Genomic DNA, 26,921 nt, shown 5'->3' with positions numbered 1-26,921 from the left:
CTACTTTCAAAAAACAAAATCATTATATTCTTAATTAAAAAATCAATTACAATGGAAATTGTCATTGCTAATAAATCGCATAGCATTTATGCAGATATCATTTGCGAAACTATAGCTGAGGCTGCTCAAGTTAGAGGTACCGGTATTGCAAAGCGCAAACCAGAATACATCATTACAAAAATGGAAAATGGCAACGCTGTAATCGCTTTAGATGGTGATAAATTTGCAGGTTTTTGCTACATCGAACAATGGAGCCACGGAAAATTTGTAGCTAATTCTGGATTAATCGTGCATCCCGATTTTAGAAATATAGGTTTGGCAAAACAGATTAAAAAGAAAATTTTCGAACATTCGAGAACCAAGTTCCCAGATGCCAAAGTATTTAGTATCACCACAGGATTAGCGGTCATGAAAATGAATAGCGAATTGGGCTATAAACCTGTAACATTTTCAGAACTAACAACAGACCAAACCTTTTGGAATGGCTGTCAAACCTGCAAAAACTACGACGTATTGCAGCGTACCGAACAAAAAATGTGCCTGTGTACAGGTATGTTATATGATCCAGATAAGGAAATAAAAAAACCAGACGCGCACAAATACGATAAAAAAGTATGGACGAGATTAAAAAGCATCAAGCAAACCATGTTTCTAAAAAAAGACAAAGATGAAAAATAGTAGAAAATTAGTTATTGCATATAGTGGTGGATTAGACACTTCGTATTGCGCGGTAAGTCTAAGCAAGGCTGGTTATGAGGTTCACGCAGTTAGCGTGAATACTGGCGGTTTTACTTCCGAAGAAATAAAGACTATTGAGACCAACGCCTATAAAATGGGAGTTTCAACCTATAAAAACATCAATGCTATTTCATCATATTATGATAAAGTGATTAAGTTTTTAATCTTCGGAAATGTGCTCAAAAACAACACATATCCATTATCAGTTAGTGCAGAACGTATTATTCAAGCCATCGAAATTGTTGAATATGCAAAAAGTATTGATGCTGAATTTATTGCCCACGGAAGCACGGGAGCTGGAAACGATCAAGTACGTTTTGATATGATTTTTCAAACCTTAGCACCACATATTAAAATTATCACACCTATTAGAGATGGAAAACTAACCAGACAGGAAGAAATTGATTATCTCAAAGAAAACGGAATCGATATGTCTTGGGAAAAGGCAAAATACTCAGTCAACAAAGGCCTTTGGGGAACAAGTGTTGGTGGAGCTGAAACTTTAACTTCAGAAAAATCTTTGCCAGAATCGGCATATCCTTCGCAATTAAAACATTCCGAAGAAGAAAAAGTGACATTAACTTTTTTAAAAGGAGAATTGGTTGCTGTTAATGGAATGCAAGACAGCCCAGAAGTCAACATAGCACTGCTAAAGACATTGGCATCTGCCTATGCAATTGGTCGCGACATTCATGTTGGAGATACCATTGTTGGTATAAAAGGGCGCGTTGGTTTTGAAGCTGCTGCTGCTTTAATCACAATAAAAGCACATCATTTACTGGAAAAACATACGTTGACCAAATGGCAATTACAACACAAAGAGTATTTAGCAAGTTTCTACGGAATGCATTTACACGAAGGTCAATATTTAGATCCCGTTATGCGAAATATGGAAGCGTTTTTACAAAGCAGCCAGGACCAAGTCTCGGGAGATGTTTTTATAACTCTAAAACCATATCATTTCAGTTTAGATGGAATTAAGTCTAAACACGATTTAATGAATGCGAAATTTGGAAGTTATGGCGAAGAGAACAAAGGTTGGACCGCAGATGAAGCAAAGGGATTCATTAAGATCTTGAGCAATCAAAATAAGATTTATCACCAAGTAAATTCAGAAGTATGATACAGGCAGGAATCATTGGAGGAGCAGGATATACAGCTGGTGAATTGATTAGAATTTTAATTGATCACCCAGAAGCAGACATCAATTTTGTATATAGTACATCTAATGCTGGAAATAAAATCAGTAAAGTCCATCAAGATTTAATTGGTAGTACAGATTTAGAATTTACTGATAAAATCAATCCTAATATTGAAATATTATTTTTGTGTTTAGGACATGGAAATTCAAAAGCTTTTTTAGAAAAGAATAGCTTTTCTGACAACACAAAAATCATCGATTTGAGTAATGATTTTAGATTGACAAAGGATGAAGCCTTTAATAATAAAACCTTTATTTATGGCTTACCAGAATTAAACAAGGAAGCCATTAAATGTGCTAGTTACATTGCTAATCCAGGATGCTTTGCAACAGCAATTCAATTAACGCTTTTACCTTTAGCTAAAGCAAATGTTTTACAAAACGATGTACATATTAATGCAGTAACAGGAGCAACTGGAGCTGGAACATCATTGTCTGAAACAACACATTTTACTTGGAGAGATAACAATTTTTCACATTACAAAGCATTTACACATCAGCATTTAGATGAGATCAAGCAGTCAGTAAAATTGTTGCAAAATAACTTTACATCAGATATCAATTTTATGCCAAATAGAGGTAATTTTTCAAGAGGAATTTTTGCCACTATGTACACAGAATTCGATGGTAGTTTAGAAGATGCAAAGACCTTATTTTCCGAATTTTATAAAGATGAAGTATTTACCGTAATTTCAGAAGATGAGATTCATTTAAAACAAGTTGTAAATACCAATAAATGCATTATCCATTTATATAAACACGATAATAAATTACTGGTCACAAGCATCATTGATAATTTATTAAAAGGTGCATCTGGACAAGCGGTTCAAAATATGAATTTAATGTTTGGTTTTGAAGAAACGGTAGGATTACAATTAAAGGCAAATTATTTTTAATGAGTAGTCATTAATGCGCGAGCAGGAATTCAAAAACAAAAAACAACAAATACTTTCCTGCCTTCGCAGGAATTACAGAAAACAATAAGATGAAAATAGCAATCATAGGCACAGGAAATTTAGGAAAGTCCATCGCAAAAGGCTTAATCACTAATAATGCGATTACAACGTTGTACCTCACCAAACGAAATTTAGAAAGTATTCAAGACTTTGATGGTTATAAAAATGTGCATTTAACAACAGATAATTTGGAAGCTGTAAAGTATTCGGATATTTTAATTTTCGCAGTACAACCAGCGCATTTTGAAACTATTTTAAATGAGATAAAACCTCATTTAACCGAAAATCACGTCATTATTTCGACAATTACTGGTTTTTTAATTCCGAAGATAGAATCACAAATCGGAATAGATAAATTCATTATTCGTGCCATGCCAAATACAGCAATTGCTGTTGGCAAATCCATGACCTGTTTATGTAGTAATATTCAAGGTGAAAAGCGAATAAAAGTAGCACAAGCCATTTTTAATAGATTAGGACATACGTTAGCCATTCCTGAAGCTCAAATTCAAGCTGCAACCGTAGTTTGCGCAAGCGGAATTGCCTTTTGGATGCGCTTAATACGTGCCACAACACAAGCAGCAATACAGTTAGGTTTTGATGCAAAAGAGGCACAGGAATTAGCAATGTATACTTGCGAAGGAGCTGCTAATTTATTAATCACGAATGGCGATCATCCAGAAGAAGAAATTGACAGAGTAACCACACCTAAAGGCTGTACGATTGAAGGTTTAAACGAAATGGAACACAAAGGGTTGAGTTCATCACTAATACAAGGTATGGTGGCTTCTTATAACAAGATAAGCAATATTAAAAAAGAGCAGATATGAGTTTGTTTAATGTATATCCATTATTCGATATCACACCTTTAAAGGCAAAAGATGTCTATGTTTTTGATGAAAACAATACCAAATATTTAGATTTATATGGTGGACACGCAGTAATTTCTATTGGTCATTCACACCCCAAATATGTGTTTACCATTTCAGAGCAGGTGTCTAAGTTGGGTTTTTACAGTAATTCAATTCAAAACCCATTACAAGTGGAATTGGCGAATAAATTAGAATTACTTTCTGGTTGTAAAGATTACCAATTATTTTTATGTAATTCTGGTGCAGAAGCCAATGAAAATGCATTAAAACTGGCCTCTTTTCACAATGGAAAACATAAAATTGTGGCTTTCAAAAATTCATTTCATGGACGAACATCTGCAGCAGTTGCAGCTACAGATGACAAAAAAATTATTGCGCCAATCAATGCACAACAAGACGTCGAAATTTTAGAATTAGGCGATTTGGTTTCTTTAGAAAAAGCATTAGAAAAAAACAATGTTTGCGCTGTAATTATCGAGTGTATTCAAGGTGTTGGAGGTTTAGATGAAAGTACTTCAGCGTTTTATGAAGGTATCGATAAATTATGTAAAAAATACAATACTTGTTTTATTGCAGACGAGGTACAGTCTGGTTTTGGAAGGACTGGAGATTTCTTTGCCTTTCAAAAATATAAGGTGACCCCAGATATTATTTCTATTGCAAAAGGCATGGGAAATGGGTTCCCAGTTGGAGGCATTTTAATCCATCCAAATATCAAACCATCATTTGGTTTATTAGGGACCACATTTGGTGGAAATCATTTAGCATGTGCAGCGTCTTTAACTGTTCTAGAAGTAATTGAAGATGAAAATTTAATGCAGAATGCAAAAGAAATGTCTGCTTATTTTATGGAGAAAGCGCAAGATATTTCAGAAATAAAAAAAATAAAAGGACGTGGTTTAATGTTAGGATTGGAATTCGATTTTCCAATTTCAGAATTACGAAAAAACCTGATTTATAAACACCATATATTCACCGGAAGTGCCAAAAACCCTAATTTGATTAGAATTCTTCCGCCTTTGACCATCAAAAAAGAACATATTGATACATTTTTTGAGGCCTTGAAATTAGAATTAGAAACGTAATGTCATTCTGAAGTTGTTTTAGAATCACATATTAGTGAGGAGCTCAATCCCAGGAACTATCGGGACAGCTTGACGAAAAATGAACATTTAATTAATGAGATTCCCACTTTCGTGGGAAATAGATATGAAAAAATACACCGAAATAAAAGATATTTCAAATATAAAGGAAACCATAAAGGACGCCATTTTATTAAAAATGAATCCTTTTGAATTTCAAGACCTAGGTAAACACAAAACTTTAGTGATGCTATTTTTTAATTCCAGTTTACGCACGCGATTAAGTACTGAAAAAGCAGCAAAAAATCTTGGAATGAATGTTATGATCTTAAACGTAAATGATGCTTGGAATCTAGAATTTGAAGACGGAACAATAATGAATGCAAACACATCTGAACACATCAAAGAAGCAGCACAAGTGATTTCGCAATATGCTAATGTGATTGCTGTGAGAGCTTTCCCGAGTTTAACAGATAAGGAAAAAGACGAAAGCGAATTTGTAATGAACAGTTTTATCAAATACGCAACTGTGCCCATTATAAATATGGAAAGCGCGACTGCACATCCATTACAAGCGCTTGCAGATGCGATTACCGTTACAGAATTGACCGAAAAACCAAAGCCCAAAGTCGTATTATCTTGGGCTCCACACCCTAAAGCGCTGCCACAAGCAGTTGCGAATTCATTTGTGGAAATGATGCAACATATGGATGTAAATTTAACGATTACACACCCTGAAGGATATGATTTGAACAAAGCAATCACTAAGGACACACCAATTAATCATAATCAAAAAGACGCTTTAAAAGATGCAGATTTTGTTTATGTAAAAAATTGGAGTAATTATAATGACTACGGAAAAGTGCTTAATCAAGATGAAAACTGGATGATGACAAAAGCTAAATTAGGCAATGCAAAATTCATGCATTGTTTACCAGTAAGACGAAATGTGGTGGTTGAGGATGCAGTTTTAGATGGTGATAATTCAGTAGTGATTCAACAAGCAAACAATAGAACATTTGCAGCGCAGATTGTATTGAAGCAGATTTTGGAAAATTTATAACATCAACGTCATGCTGAATTTATTTCAGCATCACATCAAAAATAATGAGAAGCTGAAACAAGTTCAGCTTCACGATAAATAAGATACTCGCTTTTATAAGCATAAAATGGAAACACTAAAAGTCATAAAAATAGGAGGAAACATTATCGATAGCGACGATGCATTACAAAAATTTTTAAAAGATTTTGCAACTCTAAAAGAACCAAAAGTTTTAGTTCATGGTGGTGGAAAATTAGCAACAAAACTTGCACAACAAATGCAAGTCGAAGTTAAAATGATAGATGGTAGACGCATAACAGATGCTGAGACTTTAGACATTATCACAATGGTATATGCTGGAAAAATCAACAAACATATTGTGGCAAATTTACAGGCCAATAATTGCAATGCCATTGGTTTTACTGGAGCTGATGGAAATACAATTGTTTCAGGTTTAAGACCATCAAAACCCGTAGATTTTGGTTTTGCAGGAGATGTAAAAAAAGTGAATACCGAAACTTTAGAGCTTCTTTTAAACCACAATATCACACCTGTGTTTTGTGCTATTACTCATGACAATAAGGGGCAATTACTAAACACAAATGCAGATACCATTGCATCAGAATTAGCAATTGGTTTATCCACAATTTTCAATGTTGAACTCTATTACTGTTTTGAAAAAAATGGCGTTTTGAAAGATGTCAATGATCACGATTCTGTTATTGAATTGATCACACCAAATAGCATTAAACGTTTAATAGATGACCACATAATATTTGAAGGTATGCTACCAAAAATAAATAATTGCATACATGCAGTTTCTAATAATGTGGATAAGGTTTGTATTGGAAAATCAGATATGCTTTTCAATACAAATAACAAACACACAACCATTTCAAAATGACAGATACACTAACAACCAAAGCCATTGAGCTCTTAAAAAAGTTAATAGAAACGGAATCTTTTTCTTCCGAAGAAGATAAAACCGCAACTCACATTGAACACTGGTTTAACGATCAAAACATCCCTTATAAAAGAACTAAAAATAATATTTGGGCAACTAATAAACATTTTGATGAAACCAAACCAACCTTACTATTAAACTCGCATCACGATACTGTAAAACCAAATAATGGATACACCAAGGATCCATTTAAAGCCATTGTAGAAAACGGGAAACTATTCGGTTTAGGAAGCAATGATGCTGGAGGCTGTTTGGTAAGTTTGTTGGCAACATTCGCCCATTTTTATGACAGAGACAACATCAACTATAATCTGGTAATTGTCGCTTCCGCAGAAGAAGAAAATAGTGGAGAAAATGGTTTGAATAGTATGTTAAGCGTCATTCCAAAAATAGATGTCGCCATTGTTGGTGAGCCTACTTTGATGAATTTAGCTGTCGCCGAAAAAGGCTTGGTCGTATTTGATGCAATCATCAAAGGAACACCAAGTCATGCAGCACATCCTAACAACGATAATGCAATTTACAAGAGCATTCGTGTTTTAGAATGGTTTAAAAATTACACTTTCAAAAACGCGTCAGAAGCATTGGGTGAAGTAAAAATGACAGTCACACAAATCAATGCAGGCAAGCAACATAATGCAGTTCCTGCAGATGTGAAATTGGTGGTTGATGTTCGCGTAAATGATAGATATTCCAACCAACAAATTGTTGACATTCTCCAAAAAGAAGCACCTTGTGACAGGATCATACCAAGAAGTATAAAATTAAATTCGTCATCCATTCCAATCGATCATCCATTAGTGATTGCTGGTATTGAAATTGGAAGAAGCACCTATGGTTCACCAACCTTATCAGATCAAGCAGTTTTGACTTGTCCATCCTTAAAGTTAGGCCCAGGAGATAGTACACGATCGCATTCCGCAGATGAATTTATTTTTATCAATGAAATTGAAGATGGCATTAAAATTTATATAAAATTATTAGAAAAAGTACTTTAATCGTACTGTCATTTCGCAGTTGATGCGGAATTCAAAAAGAGTTTTCTGCCTTCGCAGGAATGAAAAAAACTTAAAAATAAGAATTATGAAGTTGTGGGATAAAGGCATAAGTATAGATAAAAAAATAGAACAATTCACCGTTGGTAATGACAGGGAAATTGACCTGCATATTGCAAAATATGATGTCCAAGCATCACTAGCGCATGCCATCATGTTGGAAGCGATTGGTATTATGTCTTCGGAAGAATTGCAACAACTCAAAAATGGATTACATCTTATTACTGAAACCATAGAAAACGGAACATTCCGCATTGAAGACACTTTTGAAGATGTCCATTCTAAAATTGAATTTGAACTGACTAAAACCTTAGGCGAAGTCGGAAAAAAAATCCATACTGCACGCTCAAGAAATGACCAGGTTTTGGTTGCCTTACAATTGTACTATAAAGAGAACCTAAAAGAAATAAATTCGAAAACTAAAACCTTTTTCGAGACACTTTTAGGGTTAGCAGAAACGCACAAAGACGCTTTGCTTCCTGGTTACACACACTTACAAGTGGCAATGCCATCCTCCTTTGGGTTATGGTTTTCAGCCTATGCAGAAGTATTGATTGACGATGTGTATATACTAAACGCTGCATTGAAAACTGTTGATCAAAATCCGTTAGGTTCTGCAGCAGGTTATGGAAGTTCGTTTCCTATTGATAGGGAATTGACCACAAAAGAATTACACTTTTCAACCCTAAAATATAATGTCGTTGCAGCACAAATGAGCAGAGGGAAAAGTGAACGAACCCTTGCTTTAGCTTTAGGAAGTTTGTGCAATACCTTGGCGCGTTTTGCAATGGATATCTGTGTTTATAATAGTCAGAATTTTGGGTTTATCGCATTTCCAGACGAGTTAACCACTGGAAGCAGTATCATGCCACACAAAAAGAATCCTGATGTGTTTGAGCTTATTAGAGGAAAGGCAAATAAAATTCAGTCGTTGCATACCGAAATGGTATTAATTACCAATAACTTACCAAGTGGCTATCATAGGGATTTTCAGTTATTAAAAGAAAATATGATTGCAGCAATTGAGGACGTCAAAGATCTTTTGGATATTTTCAATTACGCCATAAAACAAGTTATTGTAAGAGACATTGATCTAAACGACTCAAAATACCAATACCTATTTACTGTAGATAACATCAATACTTTGGTGGCTGAGGGGATGTCTTTTAGAGAAGCTTATAAAAAAATTGGAGGCGAAGTAGAAAACGGAACTTATAAACCAGACACTTCTAAAAAACACACACATGTTGGTAGTATTGGTAATTTGTGTTTGAATAAGATAAGAGATAAGTTTCCTGAGTAAATATTTAGCAGCTAATTAAAAAAAGCACTCTTTTTAAAGAATGCTTTTTTCGGTTGCTATTATCAATTTGTTGTTTTTTTAATTTAAACTCTTGGTAAATCACTATCGTCCTTCAATGGCAAATGTGATTCTCCCATTAAATAGGTATCCACATGATGCGCTGCTTGACGTCCTTCGGAAATTGCCCAAACAATTAGAGATTGTCCACGACGTATATCTCCTGCTGCAAAAACACCAGGAACATTGGTCGCGTAGTTTTTTGTAGATGCTTCAATATTTGTCCTAAAATCCATATGTAAACCAAATTGATCTGCAAGGGTTTTTTCAGCTCCTGTAAAACCAAGTGCCAATAACGCCAACTCACATTTCCATTCTTTTTCTGTGCCTTCTATTTCCTTAAGTTGCGGTCGTTCTCCAGGTTTAAAAATCCATTCAACTTCAATCGTTTTCAATCCTTTTAAGTTTCCTTTTGAATCACCAATAAATTCTTTTGTAGAAATACTGAAAAAGCGCTCAACACCTTCGTTGTGTGACGATGTCGTCTTTAGCTTCATAGGCCAGTAAGGCCATGGTTGATGTGCTGGACGACCTTCGGTTGGTTTGCTTAAAATTTCGAAATTTGTTACCGATTTCGCTCCATGACGATTAGAAGTGCCTATGCAATCACTACCTGTATCTCCTCCTCCAATTACTATGACATTTTTATCTTCCGCAGAAATTATGTCTTTAAATTCTACTAAACCATCCACATATTGATTGTTCAACTTCAAAAAATCCATGGCTTGAGTGACACCTTTTAAATCTGCGCCAGCAATGGGGATGTTACGTCTAATGGTTGCTCCACCGCACAAAACAACAGCATCAAAATCTTCTTTTATTTTATGTGCATCGATATTTTCCCCTACGTGTGCATTAGTTATAAAGTTAATACCCTCGTCTTCTAAAACTTTCACACGTCTGTCAATCACGTTTTTCTCCATTTTAAAATCCGGAATCCCGTAACGCAACAATCCACCCACTTTCTCGTCACGTTCAAAAACAGTTACGGTATGTCCTGCTCGATTTAATTGCTGTGCTGCAGCTAAACCCGCAGGACCTGAACCAATGACTGCAACCGTTTTTTCGGTTCTAACTTTTGGCGGTTGCGCAGTAATCCAACCTTCTTTAAAGGCTGTTTCTACTATATTTTTTTCAATATTCTCTATCGTTACAGGGTCTTCATTTATCCCTAAAACGCATGCTTCTTCGCAAGGTGCAGGACATAATCTACCTGTAAATTCGGGGAAATTATTTGTTTTATGTAAAATTTCCGCTGCTTCTTTCCATTTGCCTTTATAGACTTTGTCGTTAAAATCTGGAATAAAATTTCCAAGCGGACACCCACTATGGCAAAACGGAATTCCGCAGTCCATACAGCGTGCACCTTGGTCTTTCAACTTCTCTTCTTTTAACGGAACCGTAAATTCTTTATAATTCTGAATTCGTTTTTTTGGATCTACATAACTCTCGTCTTGACGCTCGTACTCTAAAAATCCTGTTATCTTTCCCATAATCTACACTAATTCTAATTCTTCATTTTCCAATCTCACTAAAGCCTGTCTATATTCTTCTGGCAATACTTTTTTAAACTTCGGAAGGTAATTTTTCCAGTCATCCAAAATGCGCCTTGCCAAAGGACTTCCGGTCGCTATAAAATGATTTTCTATAAGTTGTTCTAACTGTAATTGATCTTCTATGCTTGAAACAGGGTCAATATTTAGATCTTCTGAATTACAATTTTGTTTGAACATCCCTTTTTCATCTAAAACATAGGCAATTCCACCACTCATTCCAGCTCCAAAATTTCGTCCTACTTCACCAAGAATCACTGCAACACCACCTGTCATATATTCACAACCATGATCTCCAATACCTTCAACAACTGCTTTTGCACCAGAATTTCTAACGCAAAAACGCTCTCCTGCTTTTCCATTTATGTACACTTCTCCAGAAGTTGCACCGTATAAAGTTACGTTTCCTGTGATGATATTATCCTCAGGTACGATGGTACATTTTTCTGGTACTTTTATAATTATTTTCGCTCCCGAGAGACCTTTTCCGAGGTAATCGTTAGTGTTCCCATGAACTGTAAACTTTAATCCTTTGGTGGCAAATGCTCCAAAACTTTGTCCCGCAGACCCACTAAATTCAATATCAATCGTATCATCTGGCAAACCATCTGCACCGTAAATCTTGGAAATTTCGTTACTCACAATCGCTCCAACAGCACGATCTACATTAGTGATTGGCATCTCTAAATGTGTTTTTTGTCTTCGGAATAACGCCTGATGTGCTTGCTTGATAATCTTGAAATCTAAATGAACATTAAGGTTATGATCTTGGCAGTACGTGTTGTATAATTTCACGTGATCTGCCACCTCAACTTTATGCAGAATTGGTGATAAATCAATCCCAGAAGATTTGTAATGATCAATGGCTTTATTTCTGTTTAATTTTTGAGATTGACCAACCATTTCATTGATGGTTCTAAACCCAAGTTTCGCCATAATTTCACGTAATTCTTGTGCAACGAAATACATGTAATTCACCACATGCTCTGGTTTTCCTTTAAATTTTTTACGTAATTCTGGATTTTGAGTTGCAATACCAACTGGACAGGTATTTAAATGACACACACGCATCATAATGCAACCAGAGGCTACTAATGGCGCTGTCGCAAAACCAAATTCTTCAGCTCCCAATAAACAGGCAATGGCTACATCTCGACCTGTTTTTAATTGTCCGTCGCATTCTAAAACCACCCGATTTCTAAGATCATTCATTACCAATGTTTGCTGAGCCTCAGCAATACCAAGTTCCCAAGGTAATCCAGCGTGACGCAATGATGTTAATGGTGACGCACCTGTACCTCCATCAAAACCAGATACCAAAATCACATCTGCTTTTGCTTTGGCAACTCCTGCTGCGACTGTACCCACACCAATTTCGGATACTAATTTTACATTAATTCTGGCAGACCTGTTTGCTGATTTTACATCATAAATCAATTGTGATAAATCTTCAATAGAATAAATATCGTGATGTGGTGGTGGTGAGATCAATCCTACGTAAGGCGTCGAGTTCCTGGTTTTAGCAATCTCACGGTTCACTTTTGGCCCAGGTAATTGTCCACCTTCTCCAGGTTTTGCGCCCTGTGCTATTTTTATTTGAATTTCATTTGCGCTTGTCAAATAATTTGACGTTACACCAAACCGACCTGATGCTACTTGCTTTATTGCAGAGTTTTTCCAGTCGCCTTGAGAGGTTTTATAAAAGCGCTCTTGGTCTTCTCCACCTTCGCCAGAGTTTGACTTTCCTCCAATTCTATTCATGGCAACAGCAAGATTTTCGTGCGCTTCTTTACTGATAGAACCGTAAGACATTGCACCTGTTTTGAAGCGTTTTACAATTTCTGTCCAAGGTTCAACCTCATCTATGGGAATTGGATCAAATTGATCAAATTCAAACATCCCTCTAATGGTCATTAGGTTTTTAGATTGGTTGTTTACTAAATCTGAATATTCCTTAAAAGTAGATGCTTTATTTGTACGCACAGATTCTTGAAGTTTTGCAACAGTCAATGGATTGAACATGTGTTTTTCTTGTCCGCGTCTCCATCTATAATCGCCTCCAATTTCGATATCAACATTAGTATCATTTGGCTGAAATGCCTTTTTATGACGTTTTACAATTTCTTGATCTATCTCTCTTAAACCAATGCCTTGAATTCTTGTTGGTGTGTTCGGAAAATATTTTTCAACAGTTGCAGTATTAATTCCAATACACTCAAACAATTGTGATCCACGATAAGAATTTAAGGTTGAAATCCCGATTTTGTTCATCACTTTCAAAATCCCTTTTCCTATCGCCTTATTATAATTTTTGATCGCTGTTAGATATTCTAAATCAGTAACATCCTTATTATTGATTTGCTCTTGCACAATCTCATTTACGATATATGGGTTTACAGCACTTGCCCCATAACCAAAAAGCAGAGCAAAATGGTGCACTTCGCGAGGTTCTGCAGATTCAATGATTAGACTAATTTTTGAACGCTTTTCTAATTTATGAAGTGCATGGTTCACATAAGAGCATGCTAATAGTGCAGGAATTGGAGCGTGATTTTCATCTACATATCTATCTGACAAAATGATGATGTTTGCACCATCATCTATCGCCTTAGATGCTTTAGAGACCAAATTTTCCAGAGCAACCTCAAGTTCGTTCAACCCACGATTTACTTCATAGAGCATTGAAATAGATTCAACTTTAAAATCTGGATTGGTATCGTAATTTCTAATTTTATCCAAGTCATGTTTTGAGATGACCGGATTTTGAATTTTTAGCTTTTTGCAGTGTTCTGCATTAATATCAAATAGATTTACATCACTACCGAGAGTGAGACTAATATCTGTAATTAACTCTTCACGAATTCCGTCTAAAGGTGGATTGGTAACTTGCGCAAACAGCTGTTTAAAATAATTGTAAACCAGTTGTGGCCTTTCTGATAAAATGGCAATTGGCGCATCGCTCCCCATAGATCCTATGGGCTCTTTTCCTAATTGTGCCATAGGGCGAATGATGGTATTCAAATCTTCTTGAGTGTAACCAAAAATAATTTCACGTTTTTTAAGTTCTATTTCATCATACTTAATTGGACCTTTTTTTGCTGAAAGATCTCGCAGATGCACTAGATTTTTATCTAACCATTCTCTGTAAGGATGTTTGGCAGCGATTTCTTCTTTAATTTCTTCGTCATTTACAATTCTACCTTCATTCATGTTTACCAGAAACATTTTTCCTGGCTCTAAACGACCGTGATATTCTACGTTTTCTGGCTTGATGTCAACAACTCCAGTTTCCGAAGACATAATAACATTACCTTTTTTGGTGACTGTGTAGCGTGATGGACGCAAACCGTTTCGATCTAAAACTGCTCCTATATAATTTCCATCTGTAAATGGTATGGAAGCTGGACCATCCCAAGGTTCCATCAAGCAAGAATTATATTCGTAAAATGCTTTTTTAGCATCAGACATATTTGGGTTTTTCTCCCAGGCTTCTGGCACCAACATCATCATGGCTTCTGGCAAAGAACGACCTGTCATTAATAACAACTCGACCACCATATCTAAGGTTGCAGAATCTGATTTTCCTTTTAAGATGGTTGGGATAATTTTTTTAATATCGTCGCCAAACAATGGACTTTTCATGATTTCCTCACGTGAAAACATACGTGAAACGTTACCACGCAATGTGTTTATTTCTCCATTATGACAAATATATCTAAAGGGCTGTGCTAAATCCCAAGTTGGAAAGGTATTGGTGGAGAACCGTTGATGCACTAAAGCTAAACGCGTAACTAATGCTGAATTGAACAAATCGAGATAATACTCATTGATGTGCTCTGGCATTAATAAGCCTTTAAAAATTATGATTTTTGTTGATAAACTTGGGAGGTAAAAGAATTTAGATTCTGATAATTTTGAATCGTAAATGGCATGTTCTGCAATTTTTCTGGCAGCAAATAGTTTTAGGTTGAATTCTCTTTCGGTTTGCTTATCGCTTTCTTTTCCTATAAAGATTTGTTTTACAAAAGGCTCTGTTACCTTTGCAATTTCGCCTAATACGTCACTGTTAACCGGTACATCTCTCCAACCTATCAATTTAAGGCCTTGATTTTCTATTTCTTTTTCAAAAACATCAATACAAAATTGACGTTGGTTTTCCTTTCTTGGCAAGAACACATTACTTACTGCGTATGCTCCAGCTTCTGGCAAATCAAATTCACAAAAGATCTTAAAAAATTTATGTGGAATATCAATTAAAATTCCTGCTCCATCTCCCGTTACACCATCTGAACTCACAGCACCTCGATGTTCTAATTTTACTAAAATCTCAAGTGCTTTATGGATAATGTCATTAGAACGTTTTCCAGTCAAACTACATATAAATCCTGCACCACAATTATCATGTTCAAATTCTGGTAAATAAAGGCCTTGTTTCTTCAGCATAATTCAGAAATATTTAAAGGTTTTCATACCTTATTTTACATCTAAATATAGTCGCAAAAAATTGATTTAAAAAAAAGGGGAATCACTTTTCCCATATCGATAAATAAGAGCAATCTCATTGAAAATTCTTCAATTATTTGAAGATAAACTGCATAATAATCAATTAAGCAAATGAGCTATAACGTTTATTTTTTGCGAAAACGATTGCGACAACCACTATTGACTATTAAATAGTCAAATAAAAATCAAGAAATATGATAATTCTTCAATTTCTGGATTATGAATTTATCATAAAATCAACTCAAAAAAATCTAACCCTAAAATTTATAGGGTATAAAATATAATATTCATAAAAATATATTTATGACCCCTATTTTTTAAAGGGTATAAAATAAAATTATATAGATTTGATTTAAATTTACAGCTAACCATGCAATCTTTATGAAAAAAGTTGAAGCTATAATCAGGAAATCAAAATTTTCCGCAGTAAAAACAGCATTACACGAAGTGGGTGTTAATTTCTTTTCGTATTGGGATGTTACCGGTTTAGGCAATGAAAAGGAAGGGCATGTCTATAGAGGTGTTTCTTATAGCACCAGTGATATCCAACGACGCTATTTATCTATTGTTATTAATGATGATTTTGAGGCAGTAACCATAAAAGCCATTTTAGAAGCTGGCTCCACAGGAGATGTTGGTGATGGTAAAATATTTGTCTCAAACGTCGAGGAAGTTTATAGAATACGAACAGGAGAAAAAGGAGGAAACACTTTAAAATAAAAACAATGGAATTATTTACCATAAATAATGTATGGATGATGATCTGTACAGCACTCGTCTTTTTTATGCACCTAGGTTTTGCATTCTTAGAGATTGGACTCACACGTCAAAAAAATACAATTAATATTTTATTTAAAAACATATTTATCATTACCGTTGGATTGCTTCTGTACTGTGTTATTGGATTCAATTTAATGTACCCTGGAGATTTTAATGGGTTTTTAGGTTTCGCAGGTTTGGGATTAGATGCACGAACCGTCACAGATCCTGAAACCGGAAAAGCTATTCTTGATCTAGCATATAATGAAGGTTATACCTATTGGACAGATTTCTTATTTCAAGGAATGTTTGCAGCAACCGCAGCAACAATTGTTTCTGGAGCTGTTGCTGAGCGCATGAAAATTGGACCATTTATGATTTTTACAATCATTTATGTGGGTTTAGTTTATCCAATTGCAGGTTCTTGGGATTGGGGTGGTGGCTTCTTAGAAACTAGAGACACACCATTCTATGATTTTGCTGGATCAACACTTGTGCACTCTGTTGGAGGATGGGCTGCCTTAGTAGCTGTAATACTTTTAGGAGCCAGAATTGGCAAGTTTAAAGACGGAAAACCTCAAGCTATTCCAGGTCATAACATACCAATAGCAACTGCAGGTGTCATTATTTTATGGCTAGGTTGGTTTGGATTTAATGGAGGTTCTGTTTTATCTGCAGATCCAACATTAACATCATTAACATTAGTGACAACGTGTTTGGCTGCTGCTGCAGGCGGAGTTGTTTCTGCCCTTGTATCTACATTATTATATAAAAATTTAGATTTGACCATGTTTCTTAATGGCATTTTAGGCGGTTTAGTTGGTATTACTGCTGGAGCAGATCAAATGTCTCCAACAGATGCTATAATGATTGGCTCAATAGCTGGAACTATAATTGTTTTTGGAATTTCTTTGATTGATAAACTAAAACTAGATGATCCTGTCGGTGCCATTGCTGTACATTTGATCTGTGGTATTTGGGGAACTTTGGCTGTAGGAATCTTTGGTGGTTTAGCAGGTGTAGACCAATTTATAACGCAACTCGTTGGTGTTGGGTCTATAGCTGTATTTTGTATGGTATCTGCGTTTATCATTCTCTTTACCTTAAAGAAAACAGTCGGTATACGTGTTTCAGAACGCGAAGAATTAGAAGGCCTTGATGCTCATGAGCATGGTATGGATGCCTATCCAGACTTTAGATTAAATGAACGTTAAGATTGTTATTTAATTAGTTAGGGAACAAACCCTCAAGAAGCAAGTTTTGAGGGTTTGTTATTTTCTGTTCTGAAATATGAAGACCAGACTAAAAATCAATTAAAGAAATTTAAGATAGAAATTCAAATAGAAAAGCGCTTGAGATGTTATACCTCAAACGCTTTTTTAAATTATAATGAATTGGTTTTTTTAAGCCGAATTTCTACTCGCATTAATATTTCCGAAGAGAGAACGCGTCACCATTTTTTGGTAAATCTCTATCTCGTCACCAGTTGTGATACCGTCATTTTCTAACTCTTGAATCTTTTTTAATGCATATTGCTGAATAGTCAATAAAGGTAAAACTATAGACTCTCTAACAGCAATTGAAGCCTTTCCTGCTGGCTCTTCTTCCATAAGCTCTTTATATCCAGTAAGTTTTAAAATGAGACGTTTTGAAGTTTCATATTCTTTGAAAATGAGTTTCCAAAAATCTCCATATTCTGGATCATCGCTCATATATTTTGTAAGGTCAAAAAATGATTTTGACAATGACATCATGCTGTTCTCAATAAGTGTCTTAAAGAAATCTGATGTTTGAAACAAGCGCTGTGCCTTATCAAATTGATTGGTATCTTCATAATGTTTTAATGCTGTGCCAACTCCAAAAAATCCTGGAACGTTTTGCTTTAATTGACTCCACGATCCCACAAATGGGATAGCTCTTAAATCTTCAAAAACCAAACCTTCTGCTTTGCCTCGTTTTGAAGGTCGACTTCCAATATTGGTTTTAGCATAGTACTTTAAAGTACTCATGTGCTCTAGATATGGAATGAATTTAGAATGTGCCTTAAAATTTTTATAGGCTTCGTAACTTAATTTAGACAAGTCATCCATGACTATCCTATTATCTGGATGCATACTTAAGTCCTTATCACTTAAGCTATTGTAAATCCCAGAACTTATCAATTGCTCTAAGTTGTATTGCGACGAATCTAAGGTTCCAAAATTTGAAGAAATCGTTTGACCTTGTATGGTTAATTGCACTTCTTTATCTTCAATCGTTGGCCCTAAAGACGCGTAGAAATTATGGGTTTTCCCACCACCACGTGCTGGAGGCCCTCCTCTACCGTCAAAGAAAATCACGGTTACACCATATTTTCTAGACACTGCTGTTAAATTTTCTTTGGCTTTATAAATAGCCCAATTTGCCATTAAATATCCACCATCTTTTGTACCATCACTAAAACCAAGCATAATCGTTTGTCTTTGTCCTCTAGATTTTAGGTGAGCTGCGTACTCTGGGTTTGTGTACAACTCTTCCATTACCTTAGGCGCATTTTCTAAATCTGTAATGGTTTCAAATAGTGGACCAATATCAACAGTTAATTTATCTTGGAACGCCACAAGTTTAAGCATTGCAAATAATTGCATGACATGCAATGTTGTTTGGTTATTACTTATAATATAACGGTTTGCAGCCTTCTCTCCATTTTTTTCCTGAATGGTTCTTAAAGCTGTCATTGTTTCTAATGCCTTTAAAGTTTCGTCATCCTTGATTAATGATAAATCGACTTCTCCCTCAACTTTGGATAGAATGGCAATTTGCTCATTTTCTGGTAGATCGTGATAGTTCTTAGGAAAAATATCGCTCCCACTTTCAATCAAAACATCAACCATATCATTAAAAAACTGTGCATGTTTTCTACTATCTTGACGTATGTCCAGGTTGGCAAAATGAAATCCAAACAAATGAATTTTATTTAAAAGACTATTGACTTCCGTAGCATACAGTGATTGATGCTTTTCTATTACAATTTTTTTAACCTCATCCAATTCACTTTTAAAAAAGTCTAATGTGAGGTTTGATTTTTTATTGATGATTATTTTATAAAGCTCTTTTTCTAAATTACTTATTTTGTCCTCAACACCTTCAAAGGTTAGTTTTCTCCTTAATTTTCTAATGTCTCGATAGTAATTTTTTATAATCGTCTCGTGAAGTCTCTGCGAAACCTTCAATGTGATTTCTGGAGTGACAAATGGATTTCCGTCTCTGTCTCCTCCTGGCCAAAAACCTATGTTAATGATGTCGTTATCTATATGTTTCCCGTCAAATATATTTTGTTGGATGTAGTCATAGATTGTTCCGAAGGATTTATAAAATACATTTTCCAAATACCAGATCAAACTCACTGCTTCATCATAAGGTGTAGGTTTTTTATGTTTAAAAAACGGTGTCTTCCCTAATTGAGCGAGCAAATCATTGATGCGCAGTAAATCATTTTCTTTTACTGCCTCGGTTAAATCTGTAATTATACCCAAAACAGAACCTGGATAAAATTGGGTTGGATGGGCGGTTAAAACGATTCTAACCTTAAACTCTTCAATATATTTTTGAAGTGTCTCCATTTTATTTTCCGCAGTTACAGCTTCTTTCAAACTTCTTAAAGTCCCAATCCCATCCATGTTATTAACTATAGGAAATGCTGCGTCCTCAATAGCATCAAACAGAACGACTTGACGCTCTATATATTGAATAAAACGAAATAATAAATCAATTTGGCTTTTATCTGAGCGTCGTGCTTGGTATTTTTTAAAAAATGTTTCGACTATTGTCGTTGGGTTGTCCCCAGCTTCAAAACCCTTACTGCAAGTTTCATGAAATAAGGGCAATAACGCTCCTGTTTTTGTGATTGTATCAAAAGGCAGTGTCATAAAAATACTATTGTAAATCTGGTATTTTGACAATACGTTTTGGTTGAATCTAGTAAGCTTTGGTTGTGTTGGCATATTTTTTTTGGATAATTCTATTTACTTAAATATACTGAAGAATTTTCAGAATAAATAACTACGCACAATGAATTACACATTTATCTAGAAAATGTGCATAAATCAAGAATACTCTAAGAAAAGTATTAATATTTTAAAGTTTATATATTTAACAATCTAAACTTAAATAATCGTTGATTGACCTAAATGAATATTAGTAAAATTCATGTTGGTGTCGCCAGGATTATTAATAAAATCCTCAATAAAATCTCCTACTTTATTTGTAGTGACGTTATCATATTTTGAATTGATATCTGGTGTTGAGATGTGTAATTTAAGAGATTTCTCGACTGCTAATCTAACTAACTGTGCTTCGGAAAATAACTCAAAATGCTCCAACAACATCGCAGCAGACAAAATAGAGGCAACAGGATTAGCAACCCCTTTGTTGGTTGCCTGCGGAAATGAGCCATGAATAGGTTCAAACATCGCATATTTTTTCCCTACGGAAGCTGAAGCCAACAAACCAATAGAACCGCCAATTACACTTGCCTCATCACTTATGATATCTCCAAACATATTTTCGGTCAAAATAACGTCAAATTGTTTAGGGTTTAAAATCATTTGCATTGCAGCATTATCTACAAATAAGAAATCAAGCTCAACATCATGGTATTGTTTTCCGACTTCTGTTACCATTCTTCTCCAAAGCCTTGAACTCTCCAAAACATTTGCTTTATCAACTAAAGTAACTTTATGTTTTCTATTTTGTGCAGCCTCAAAAGCCAAATGAGCGATACGCTCAATTTCTTCCCTAGAATATTCGCAAAGGTCTGATGCAACGTTACCATCTTCGCTGATTGCTTTTTTTCCGAAGTAAATACCACCCGTCAATTCTCTATAAATACTAATATCCACACCTTTTATGATATGCCTTTTTAAAGGCGATTTATCTAAAAGATCGTCATAAGCCTTTACAGGCCTTATATTGGCAAATAACTCTAACTCTTTTCTCAATTTAAGCAATCCCTGTTCTGGACGCACTTTAGCCGATGGGTCGTTGTCATATTTTGGATGACCAATTGCACCAAACAAAATAGCATCACTTTTTTTGCAAAGATTAAGTGTCGCCTCTGGCAATGGGTCGTTATGGTTATCTATAGCAATGGCGCCAACATCTGCTGTTTTGAATTTAAATGTGTGATCAAATTCTGAAGCTATAGCTTTCAATACTTTTATCGCCTGCTCTGTTACTTCTGGACCAATACCATCTCCTGGTAAAACTGCAATTTGTAATTTCATATATTCCCGCTAAGGCAGGAATCTCTTCCCACTCTCATTTATTAATTAATATGTTTTTTGAGTTTCAAAAGCCTCAATCAATTTTATGTTATTTACAAGATAATCAATGTCATCATACCCATTGATCATACATGTTTTCTTATAAGCATCAATATCAAAATGTGTTGATAAATCTAAATCTTTTGCAGATATAGTTTGGTTCTCAAGATCAACTTCAAGAATCGTTTCTGGATGATTTTCAATTTGAGTTAATAGTTTTTTTAAAAATGCTTCGGAAACCTGAACTGGCAACAACCCGTTGTTAAGCGCATTACCCTTAAAAATATCTGCAAAAAAGCTGGATACAACAACCTTGAAACCAAAATCTGTTATCGCCCAGGCTGCATGCTCTCTACTCGATCCACATCCAAAATTATCGCCAGCAACCAAGATACTACCTTTGTATTTAGGATTGTTGAGCACAAAATCTGTATTAATAGATCCCTCTTTATCATATCTCCAATCTCTAAATACATTATCTCCAAAACCTTGACGATCTGTAGCTTTTAAAAATCGCGCTGGTATAATTTGATCTGTATCGACATTCTCTATATTTAACGGAATGGCTCTAGACTCTAATGTTGTAAACTTCTCCATGCCTTTAATTTAATGTAGTTGAACTGGTGGCTGCCAACTGCTTTGTAATATCAATTATTTTTCCTTCAACAGCTGTTGCAGCTGCAACCAATGGACTCGCCAATATAGTTCTAGAACCTTGACCTTGGCGACCTTCAAAATTTCTATTTGAAGTAGAAACACAATACTCACCTTGCGGAATTTTATCATCATTCATCGCCAAACATGCACTGCATCCTGGTTGTCGCAGCTCAAAACCTGCATTGTCAAAAATATCCTTTAAGCCTTCTTCTATAATTTGAGCTTCTACTTGTTTGCTTCCTGGCACTAACCAAGCAGTAACATTTTGGGCTTTTTGTTTTCCTTTTATATAATTAGCTGCGACTCTAAAATCTTCAATTCTAGAATTTGTGCAACTCCCAATAAATACAAAATTGATGGGTTTATCAATGAGTGATTCACCTTTTTTGAAGTTCATATACTTCAGTGACTTTTCAAAAGAAGCATCATTAGTTTGTGGTATGTGTTCTGAAATTTTTATTCCCATTCCAGGATTTGTCCCGTAGGTAATCATTGGCTCAATATCTTCAGCATTAAAATGATATTCTTTATCAAATTGTGCGTCATCATCTGTTGGCAAGGTTTTCCAATAAGCTACTTTCTTTTCAAATTCTTCTCCTTTTGGAGCAAATTCTCGTCCTTTTACATAATCAAAAGTGGTTTGATCTGGTGCAATCATACCTCCTCTTGCTCCCATTTCGATGCTCATGTTGCAAACGGTCATACGACCTTCCATGCTCATATCTTCAAACACGTTTCCTGCATACTCGCAAAAATATCCAGTACCAGAATTTGTGCCGAGTTTTGAAATCGTATAAAGAATGACGTCTTTTGGTAAGACGCCACTCCTCAACTTGCCATTAATCGTAACTCGTAAACTCTTGGGCTTGGTAAGCAACAAGCATTGGCTAGCAAAAACTTGTGCTACTTGACTGGTTCCTATGCCAAATGCAATGGCTCCGAATGCACCATGTGTTGAGGTGTGACTATCTCCACAAACCATGGTCATACCTGGTTGTGTAACACCTAACTCTGGAGCCATTACATGGACAATTCCGTTATATTTATGCCCTAACTCGTATAATGTGATATTATTTTTTTTGCAATTTTCTGAAAGTTGCGCCAACTGCTTTCTAGATAATTCGTCCTTTATGGGCTGATCTTGATGTTGCGTTGGCGTATTATGATCTGCAGTCGCTAAAATTTGATTCGGTCTAAAAACCGGAATGTTTCGCTCTTCTAGTTCGTTAAACGCTTGCGGACTCGTCACTTCGTGAATCAAATGTTTATCTATATAGAGAATTTGCGGTCCATTTTCAATTGTATTGACCACATGCGCATCCCAGACTTTATCAAATAGTGTTTTTCCCATGTTCTCTTTCCGCGAAAGCGGAAATCTGTTTTATTTTTCCGATGAAAATTAATTATAATTTTTATGCTGAAATTATCTGTTGATACACATTACTGGTCTCAATAATTTGATGAATGTCTGTATCGTTTATTTCTTTTTTTCTATCGGCAAAACTTAAAAAGTTAGCATACACATCATCCAACTGAAGTTTTGTCAATTCATACCCAACATTTTTAGCACGATAGGCTAAAGCTGCTCGACCGCTTCTTGCGGTTAACACAATGGCAGATTCCGTTACACCTACATCTAAAGGATTTATAATTTCGTAAGTTTCTCTATTTTTAATCACACCATCTTGGTGAATTCCAGAGCTATGCGCAAATGCGTTAGCACCAACAATAGCTTTGTTTGGTTGCGTGTAAATACCCATACTATCGCTTACTAATTGGCTAATTCCGTAGAGATGTGTTGTATTTATATTGGTATCTAAATTAAGGTAAGGATGCTGTTTTAAAATCATGACGACTTCCTCTAAAGCAGTATTTCCTGCACGCTCTCCAATGCCATTTATTGTACATTCAATCTGTCTTGCACCATTAATGACACCTTCTATAGAATTTGCAGTTGCCAAACCTAAATCATTGTGACAGTGGCAAGATAAAATGGCTTTTTCGATACCTTTCACATTTTCTTTGAGATATTTCATTTTTGCGCCATATTCACTAGGTAAACAGTATCCTGTTGTATCTGGAATATTTAAAACAGTAGCACCAGCTTTAATAGCGACTTCGCAAACACGAGCTAAAAATTCGTTGTCTGTTCGACCAGCATCTTCAGCATAAAACTCAACATCTTCAACAAAAGATTTTGCATACTTTACTGCATCATAAGCACGTTGCAAAATGGTATTTTGATCGGAATTGAATTTATATTTTATATGAGAGTCTGAAGTCCCGATTCCTGTATGTATTCTTGGGTATTTTGCATATTTTAAGGCTTCCGCAGCAACTTTGATATCATTTTCTACAGCACGTGTTAATCCGCAAACCGTAGCATTTTTAACCAATTTTGAAATTTCTTCTACCGATTTAAAATCACCAGGACTAGAGACAGGAAAACCTGCTTCAATAACATTAACACCCAATTGATCGAGCTGCTCTGCAATGACTAATTTTTGCTTAGTATTTAACTTACAGCCAGGAACTTGCTCACCATCTCTTAGGGTTGTGTCAAAAATTTGAACGCTATTATCAGACATTTATTGAATTTTATTTTTCTGTTGTCTAACGAATTTATACTTTGGTTATTTAATATCGTATCTAATTCCTGAGCTTTTACGATGTTCAGTTAATAATTTTATTGCTATTTAATTGAATATCAAAACTATAAATCAATTTTCATTTGATGACTAAAGACCAAAAAGACAATTTATTTTTATTGGTTAAATCTTTGACAAAATCTGAAAAACGCCAATTTAAACTCTATGTTGGTCGTTTGGATGTTAATCAGGATTCTAAATTTTTAAACCTATTTAATTTTTTAGACAAGGCTTCCTCCTATGATGAAGCGTCAATTTTAAAAACGAAAATTGTAAAAAAACAGCAGCTTGCAAATGTAAAAGCACACTTATACAAACAAATACTCATTAGTTTAAAACTCAACCCTTCACATCAAAATGTACGTTCTCAAATAAGAGAGCAGTTAGATTTTGCTTCTATTTTATACCACAAAGGTCTTTACAGACAAAGTTTGAAGATTTTAGATAAAGCAAAAGATCTGGCCATACTTAACGAGGAGAAAAATTTAGCGTTTGAAATTGTAGAGCTTGAAAAAATTATTGAAGCTCAATTTATAACCCGAAGTATTAGCACAAGAGCAGACGAGCTGACGATACAGGCAAAAGACATTAGTTCATTAAATGTATTAACCAGCAAACTTTCCAATCTTTCGCTCCAATTATACAGTATTATCTTACGCACGGGTTATGTAAAAAGTGAAGAGGAAAGCAAGGAAGTGACAGCATATTTTAAAGCAAGACTACCAAACTACAAAATTAACGATCTAGGCTTTCGTGAAAAGCTCTGGTTATATAATGCGAATCTATGGTATAGTTTTTTGCTTCAGGATTTTAAAAACTGCTATAAATACGCCTTAAAATGGGTAGAGTTATTTGATGAATACCCAAAAATGATTCAACTGAATCCCGTCTTTTTTTTAAAAGGAAACAATTATCTTTTAGAGTCTCTTTTATTTATTAGAAATAAGCCCAAGTTTGTCAATACGCTTTCAAAATTTAAACAGATTGTTGAAGATAGAACATTTCCAAAGGATGAAAACGTAAAAACTCTCGCTTTTTTATATTTCAATTTCCATGATATCAATAAACATTTTATCGATGGTAGTTTTGAGGAGGGTTTAGAATTGATTCCGAAGATTGAAAAAAACCTGATAAAATACCAAAACGGAATCGACGCACACCATAAAATGATCTTTTACTACAAGTTTGCGAGTTTACATTTTGGTGCTGGAAACAATAAAGAGTGCATTACATATCTCAACAAAATAATATCGAACAAATCACTCTCCATGCGTGAGGATTTACTCTGCTTTTCAAGAGTTTTAAATCTCGTTGCACATTATGAAGCAGGTCTAGACTATAATTTGGATACTTTATTGAGAAGCACTTATAAGTTTTTAATTAAAATGAACGATTTGCACGAAGTTCAAAAAGAAATGATAAAATTCATAAAAGGCTTACAGGACATTTACCCTCACGAACTTAAAAATGCGTTTATAAAATTACATGCTACCCTAAAAACATACGAAGACCATCCTTTTGAAAGACGTGCATTCTTATATTTAGATATCATTTCATGGCTCGAAAGTAAAATAGAAAACAAACCTGTTGGTGAGATTATAAAAACCAAATATTTAAAATCCATGTCTTCTTAAATGAAAATAGCCATTCTTATTTTAAGCGCTGGTAGCTCAAAAAGAATGGGTACCGCAAAACAGCTTTTACCAATTGGCAAAACTACCCTTTTAGGATTATGTATTGAAAATGCAATTCACTCAAATGCAGAAAAAACATTTTGTGTTCTAGGCTCAAATGCACAAAAAATAAAACATTCCATTTCTCAATATAATGTTGAGATTATTCTTAATAACAATTACGAAGAAGGCTTAAGCTCTAGTATTATTGAGGGTATTAAATATATTAATTCTGAAAATTTTGACGCTGTTTTAATCATTCTTGGTGATCAACCAAATGTCAATACTAAATACCTCAACTCATTAATTCTTTCTTCGGAAAAATATTCAAGTAAAATTATTGCTTCTAAATATCTAGACAACATTGGCGTACCAGCTATTTTTCCGAAGTCATATTTCGAACAACTCCAACAAATAAAAGGTGACAAAGGCGCAAAATATTTTTTAAATTCAAATACATCCCAGGTAATCTCCATTGAAAGCGATCGATTACTCGATATAGATACAAAAAACGATTACCTCGATTATTTGAAAACGTTATAAAAATCTAATACC

General features: G+C 34.9%; 20 protein-coding genes. 13 read left to right on the top strand and 7 right to left on the bottom strand.

The genetic code is table 11. The features are described 5' to 3' along the window. Nucleotides 1-51: 51 nt before the first annotated feature. The 9 genes from GQ40_RS16305 (at nucleotide 52) to argH (ending at nucleotide 9,213) form a co-directional block, all read left to right on the top strand. Nucleotides 52-678, top strand: coding sequence for a GNAT family N-acetyltransferase (locus GQ40_RS16305; protein ID WP_047550854.1), 627 nt, complete (start codon nucleotides 52-54; stop codon nucleotides 676-678). Then, a complete protein-coding gene (locus tag GQ40_RS16300) occupies nucleotides 668-1,861 on the top strand; it encodes an argininosuccinate synthase (RefSeq protein ID WP_047550851.1) in 1,194 nt (397 codons plus the stop codon). Before GQ40_RS16305 ends, GQ40_RS16300 begins: the two co-directional genes overlap by 11 nt. Further along, a complete protein-coding gene (gene argC / locus GQ40_RS16295) occupies nucleotides 1,858-2,835 on the top strand; it encodes an N-acetyl-gamma-glutamyl-phosphate reductase (RefSeq protein WP_047550848.1) in 978 nt (325 codons plus the stop codon). Before GQ40_RS16300 ends, argC begins: the two co-directional genes overlap by 4 nt. An 89-nt stretch (nucleotides 2,836-2,924) precedes the next feature. Beyond that, the gene (proC, locus tag GQ40_RS16290; protein WP_047550845.1) at nucleotides 2,925-3,725 is read left to right on the top strand and encodes a pyrroline-5-carboxylate reductase; all 801 of its coding nucleotides are present in this window, start codon (nucleotides 2,925-2,927) and stop codon (nucleotides 3,723-3,725) included. Then, nucleotides 3,722-4,852 carry an aspartate aminotransferase family protein gene (locus tag GQ40_RS16285; protein ID WP_047550841.1) on the top strand — a complete coding sequence of 377 codons (1,131 nt, stop codon included), beginning with the start codon at nucleotides 3,722-3,724 and terminating at the stop codon, nucleotides 4,850-4,852. The genes proC and GQ40_RS16285 overlap by 4 nt, the downstream gene beginning before the upstream one ends. A 124-nt stretch (nucleotides 4,853-4,976) precedes the next feature. After that, complete coding sequence (locus GQ40_RS16280) at nucleotides 4,977-5,912, top strand: acetylornithine carbamoyltransferase (RefSeq protein WP_047550838.1); 936 nt, start codon at nucleotides 4,977-4,979, stop codon at nucleotides 5,910-5,912. A gap of 106 nt (nucleotides 5,913-6,018) precedes the next feature. After that, nucleotides 6,019-6,795, top strand: coding sequence for an acetylglutamate kinase (argB, locus tag GQ40_RS16275; protein ID WP_047550835.1), 777 nt, complete (start codon nucleotides 6,019-6,021; stop codon nucleotides 6,793-6,795). Continuing rightward, nucleotides 6,792-7,853, top strand: coding sequence for a M20 family metallo-hydrolase (locus tag GQ40_RS16270; RefSeq protein ID WP_047550832.1), 1,062 nt, complete (start codon nucleotides 6,792-6,794; stop codon nucleotides 7,851-7,853). Before argB ends, GQ40_RS16270 begins: the two co-directional genes overlap by 4 nt. 85 nt (nucleotides 7,854-7,938) lie before the next feature. After that, a complete protein-coding gene (gene argH / locus GQ40_RS16265) occupies nucleotides 7,939-9,213 on the top strand; it encodes an argininosuccinate lyase (protein WP_047550829.1) in 1,275 nt (424 codons plus the stop codon). 83 nt (nucleotides 9,214-9,296) lie between these two features. Here argH and GQ40_RS16260 read toward each other — a convergent pair whose 3' ends face one another. Together GQ40_RS16260 and gltB are read right to left on the bottom strand one after the other, a co-directional pair. Further along, a complete protein-coding gene (locus tag GQ40_RS16260; RefSeq protein WP_047550826.1) occupies nucleotides 9,297-10,763 on the bottom strand; it encodes a glutamate synthase subunit beta in 1,467 nt (488 codons plus the stop codon). 3 nt (nucleotides 10,764-10,766) lie between these two features. Next, the gene (gene gltB / locus GQ40_RS16255) at nucleotides 10,767-15,266 is read right to left on the bottom strand and encodes a glutamate synthase large subunit (RefSeq protein WP_047550823.1); all 4,500 of its coding nucleotides are present in this window, start codon (nucleotides 15,264-15,266) and stop codon (nucleotides 10,767-10,769) included. Nucleotides 15,267-15,707: 441 nt separating this feature from the next. Here gltB and GQ40_RS16250 point away from each other — a divergent pair, with 441 nt between their 5' ends. Continuing rightward, entirely contained in the window at nucleotides 15,708-16,046 is a 339-nt protein-coding gene (locus GQ40_RS16250; protein WP_047550820.1) for a P-II family nitrogen regulator, read from the top strand. Nucleotides 16,047-16,051: 5 nt separating this feature from the next. Then, nucleotides 16,052-17,299 (top strand): ammonium transporter, encoded by a 1,248-nt coding sequence (locus tag GQ40_RS16245; RefSeq protein ID WP_047550818.1) that lies wholly within the window; start codon nucleotides 16,052-16,054, stop codon nucleotides 17,297-17,299. A gap of 189 nt (nucleotides 17,300-17,488) precedes the next feature. Here the strand turns inward: GQ40_RS16245 and GQ40_RS16240 are convergent, their stop codons facing one another. The 5 genes from GQ40_RS16240 to GQ40_RS16220 all read right to left on the bottom strand — a co-directional run bounded on the left by GQ40_RS16240 (nucleotide 17,489) and on the right by GQ40_RS16220 (nucleotide 24,633). Continuing rightward, nucleotides 17,489-20,068 (bottom strand): phosphoenolpyruvate carboxylase, encoded by a 2,580-nt coding sequence (locus tag GQ40_RS16240; protein WP_047550815.1) that lies wholly within the window; start codon nucleotides 20,066-20,068, stop codon nucleotides 17,489-17,491. A gap of 162 nt (nucleotides 20,069-20,230) precedes the next feature. Next, nucleotides 20,231-21,349 carry a 3-isopropylmalate dehydrogenase gene (gene leuB, locus GQ40_RS16235; protein ID WP_047550812.1) on the bottom strand — a complete coding sequence of 373 codons (1,119 nt, stop codon included), beginning with the start codon at nucleotides 21,347-21,349 and terminating at the stop codon, nucleotides 20,231-20,233. Between the two features lie 45 nt (nucleotides 21,350-21,394). Continuing rightward, on the bottom strand, nucleotides 21,395-21,985 hold the full coding sequence (leuD, locus tag GQ40_RS16230) for a 3-isopropylmalate dehydratase small subunit (RefSeq protein WP_047550809.1): 591 nt from the start codon (nucleotides 21,983-21,985) through the stop codon (nucleotides 21,395-21,397). 4 nt (nucleotides 21,986-21,989) lie between these two features. Further along, nucleotides 21,990-23,396, bottom strand: a complete 1,407-nt coding sequence (gene leuC, locus GQ40_RS16225) for a 3-isopropylmalate dehydratase large subunit (protein ID WP_047550806.1) — start codon at nucleotides 23,394-23,396, stop codon at nucleotides 21,990-21,992. 61 nt (nucleotides 23,397-23,457) lie between these two features. Further along, complete coding sequence (locus GQ40_RS16220; protein ID WP_081990235.1) at nucleotides 23,458-24,633, bottom strand: 2-isopropylmalate synthase; 1,176 nt, start codon at nucleotides 24,631-24,633, stop codon at nucleotides 23,458-23,460. A 146-nt stretch (nucleotides 24,634-24,779) separates the two neighbouring features. Between GQ40_RS16220 and GQ40_RS16215 the strand changes: the two genes are divergently transcribed. Then, nucleotides 24,780-26,327 (top strand): hypothetical protein, encoded by a 1,548-nt coding sequence (locus GQ40_RS16215; protein WP_047550803.1) that lies wholly within the window; start codon nucleotides 24,780-24,782, stop codon nucleotides 26,325-26,327. Next, a complete protein-coding gene (locus tag GQ40_RS16210) occupies nucleotides 26,328-26,909 on the top strand; it encodes an NTP transferase domain-containing protein (protein ID WP_047550800.1) in 582 nt (193 codons plus the stop codon). The last annotated feature ends 12 nt before the right edge of the window (nucleotides 26,910-26,921 follow it).

It is taken from the genome of Psychroserpens sp. Hel_I_66 (genome assembly GCF_000799465.1).
In the GTDB taxonomy this organism is placed as follows: Bacteria; Bacteroidota; Bacteroidia; order Flavobacteriales; family Flavobacteriaceae; genus Psychroserpens.
This window is presented reverse-complemented; position numbering and strand designations above follow the sequence as displayed.

Coding starts and splice junctions, on each gene's coding strand:
- GQ40_RS16305 (WP_047550854.1), top strand. CDS start 52: ATGGAAATTGTCATTGCTAATAAATCGCATAGCATTTATGCAGATATC.
- GQ40_RS16300 (WP_047550851.1), top strand. CDS start 668: ATGAAAAATAGTAGAAAATTAGTTATTGCATATAGTGGTGGATTAGAC.
- argC (WP_047550848.1), top strand. CDS start 1,858: ATGATACAGGCAGGAATCATTGGAGGAGCAGGATATACAGCTGGTGAA.
- proC (WP_047550845.1), top strand. CDS start 2,925: ATGAAAATAGCAATCATAGGCACAGGAAATTTAGGAAAGTCCATCGCA.
- GQ40_RS16285 (WP_047550841.1), top strand. CDS start 3,722: ATGAGTTTGTTTAATGTATATCCATTATTCGATATCACACCTTTAAAG.
- GQ40_RS16280 (WP_047550838.1), top strand. CDS start 4,977: ATGAAAAAATACACCGAAATAAAAGATATTTCAAATATAAAGGAAACC.
- argB (WP_047550835.1), top strand. CDS start 6,019: ATGGAAACACTAAAAGTCATAAAAATAGGAGGAAACATTATCGATAGC.
- GQ40_RS16270 (WP_047550832.1), top strand. CDS start 6,792: ATGACAGATACACTAACAACCAAAGCCATTGAGCTCTTAAAAAAGTTA.
- argH (WP_047550829.1), top strand. CDS start 7,939: ATGAAGTTGTGGGATAAAGGCATAAGTATAGATAAAAAAATAGAACAA.
- GQ40_RS16260 (WP_047550826.1), bottom strand. CDS start 10,763: ATGGGAAAGATAACAGGATTTTTAGAGTACGAGCGTCAAGACGAGAGT.
- gltB (WP_047550823.1), bottom strand. CDS start 15,266: ATGCTGAAGAAACAAGGCCTTTATTTACCAGAATTTGAACATGATAAT.
- GQ40_RS16250 (WP_047550820.1), top strand. CDS start 15,708: ATGAAAAAAGTTGAAGCTATAATCAGGAAATCAAAATTTTCCGCAGTA.
- GQ40_RS16245 (WP_047550818.1), top strand. CDS start 16,052: ATGGAATTATTTACCATAAATAATGTATGGATGATGATCTGTACAGCA.
- GQ40_RS16240 (WP_047550815.1), bottom strand. CDS start 20,068: ATGCCAACACAACCAAAGCTTACTAGATTCAACCAAAACGTATTGTCA.
- leuB (WP_047550812.1), bottom strand. CDS start 21,349: ATGAAATTACAAATTGCAGTTTTACCAGGAGATGGTATTGGTCCAGAA.
- leuD (WP_047550809.1), bottom strand. CDS start 21,985: ATGGAGAAGTTTACAACATTAGAGTCTAGAGCCATTCCGTTAAATATA.
- leuC (WP_047550806.1), bottom strand. CDS start 23,396: ATGGGAAAAACACTATTTGATAAAGTCTGGGATGCGCATGTGGTCAAT.
- GQ40_RS16220 (WP_081990235.1), bottom strand. CDS start 24,633: ATGTCTGATAATAGCGTTCAAATTTTTGACACAACCCTAAGAGATGGT.
- GQ40_RS16215 (WP_047550803.1), top strand. CDS start 24,780: ATGACTAAAGACCAAAAAGACAATTTATTTTTATTGGTTAAATCTTTG.
- GQ40_RS16210 (WP_047550800.1), top strand. CDS start 26,328: ATGAAAATAGCCATTCTTATTTTAAGCGCTGGTAGCTCAAAAAGAATG.